At 65.9% G+C, this 1,853-nt stretch carries 3 protein-coding genes; 2 read left to right on the forward strand and 1 reads right to left on the reverse strand.

Annotated features, from left to right (window positions below):
• Nucleotides 1-813, forward strand: an 813-nt coding sequence (locus AUC71_RS19615; RefSeq protein ID WP_158007819.1) for a hypothetical protein, incomplete at its 5' end; no start/stop codon positions are given.
• Between the two features lie 78 nt (nt 814-891).
• Here AUC71_RS19615 and AUC71_RS11825 read toward each other — a convergent pair.
• Nucleotides 892-1,179 (reverse strand): hypothetical protein, encoded by a 288-nt coding sequence (locus tag AUC71_RS11825; RefSeq protein WP_141701646.1) that lies wholly within the window; start codon nt 1,177-1,179, stop codon nt 892-894.
• Nucleotides 1,180-1,415: 236 nt separating this feature from the next.
• On the opposite strand from AUC71_RS11825, the gene AUC71_RS11830 reads away from it, so the two are divergent.
• Nucleotides 1,416-1,853 (forward strand): AI-2E family transporter (locus AUC71_RS11830; protein WP_158007820.1); only part of this gene is annotated, 438 nt, incomplete at its 3' end.

Genomic DNA, 1,853 nt, shown 5'->3' on the forward strand with positions numbered 1-1,853 from the left:
CCGAGCCGAGCGAGGAGCCGCCCACGACGAACCCGAAGCCGAGCGCCGGCCGCCGAAGCGCCGGCCACCGAGGAACAGACTGCGCCGGCCCCGTGGGATATCTCGAAGCCGTGCGAGAACTACCAGCATCCTTACCAAGCCGATCTCTGCCAGCAATGGCGCACGGCGGAGGCCGCCGAGACGACGGCCGCGGCGTCGGAGCGCACTCTCGGACTATCCCGCTTGCTGATGCTGATCGGCGCGCTCGCGACCCTGCTTTTGCTCTTGATGTTCGTGCCGCTCATCATGGCGGCGCTGGCGGCACGCCGGGCGGCGCGTGGTGACGCGCCCGTCTCCGCGAGGAGCGACACGACCAGCGAAGAAGAGGTGCGCGCCTATGTGGACGTGGACAAGCTCGAGTTCATCGAGACGCCGGAGTCCGAAGGCGTGGTCAAGGTGAAGATCACATTGCGCAATACCGGCCAGACGCCCGCTTTCAAGATCAAGAGCGCGGCGCAAGTCGGCATTCGCGACGTGTCCGACGAGGACATGCTGCCGGTGATGCCGCTCCCCGAGCGTTCGTCGCTGGATGCGGCGCGGCCCCGGCTCGGGCGGGACGCGACGGCCGCCAGTATCGTGCAGTGCGATTCCACGTCGAGTCTCGCCGACCGCGTCATGAGCGGCGATGCCACGATTCTGGTTTGGGGTTTCGCCGAGTACATGGACGTGTTCGATCGCAGGCGGAAGACCGCGTTCCAATTTCTCTGCAACGCCGATACGCTCGAGACGGGCCTCGTGTTCAAGCCGATGGTGCGCGGCGACGAGGACGGCTAGCGCTCTTCAGAATAAAAAAAGCCAGCGGGCTGCGTTGAACCCGCTGGCTTCTCCTTGGACGGGAGGAGGGCTCCCTCCCTAGTCGCACTTCTGCTTCCAATTGCCGAGAATGCCGCGCTTCCAGTAGCAGTTGGGATATCTCGGGGCGCCCCAGCCCAGCGCGTAGTCGGGCACGACACCGCGGAAGCCGGGAACCCAGACGCAACGGCGCGGGCCGCAGCTCCAGGCCGCATCCTGCACGAGCGCGCCATGCGTCGCGCCAGGAACCAGCGGCGGTGCGAGAGGCGCGGCCTCGGCGGGCTGTAATGAACTTGCGAGCATCAAGCCTGCCGCCAATGCGGTACTAAGCAACAAAGTCTTCTGCATGGTTTCTCTCCGTGTTCGTTGACGGGTTAGGGACAACGTCTCGGCCGCCGGGGAGTTCACCCAAGCCCCATGGGCTTCTCCTAACGGCCTGAGGCGCGGCGCTAATTTGGAACCGTATGGGCTTCTCAACGGTTTCTTGGTTTATTCGGCCTTACTGTCGCTCCCTGGAGCGAAGCTCCAGAGCCAAGCGCCGGCTGGCCGACTTGGCGTGCGGGACCGTCCAGCCGGAGACCGTCATGCCGCCCCGTTCGATATCGCCCCTGCTCCCCACGACCGTCGATAGCCGCGCGGGGATCTTGCAAGGTCTGCTGATCGCCACGATCGTCATCGGTGCGCTCTACTTCGGCCGCGAAGTGCTGCTGCCGCTCGCCATCGCCATCCTGCTCAGCTTCGTGCTGACCCCGCCCCTTCTCCTGCTCCGCCGCATCAAGGTGCCGCGCGTGCTCGCCGTCGCCATCGTTGTGGTGATGGCCTTCGGCATCATCGCCGGGCTTGGCTGGCTCATCTCGCGCGAGGCGACCAATCTCGCAGCCGAGCTGCCGAGCTATCGCTACACCCTGTCGCAAAAGATCGACGCGTTTCGCGAGAGCACCTCGGAGTCGACCGTGCTGGAGAAGGCCGGCGACGTCCTCTCGGATCTCCAGGCCCAGCTCGACCAGCCCGCGCCCGACGCC

It is taken from the genome of Methyloceanibacter marginalis (assembly GCF_001723295.1).
GTDB lineage: Bacteria > Pseudomonadota > Alphaproteobacteria > Rhizobiales > Methyloligellaceae > Methyloceanibacter > Methyloceanibacter marginalis.

Excerpts from the sequence above, each read along its gene's own strand:
- AUC71_RS11825 (WP_141701646.1), bottom strand. The coding sequence starts at position 1,179 with ATGCAGAAGACTTTGTTGCTTAGTACCGCATTGGCGGCAGGCTTGATG.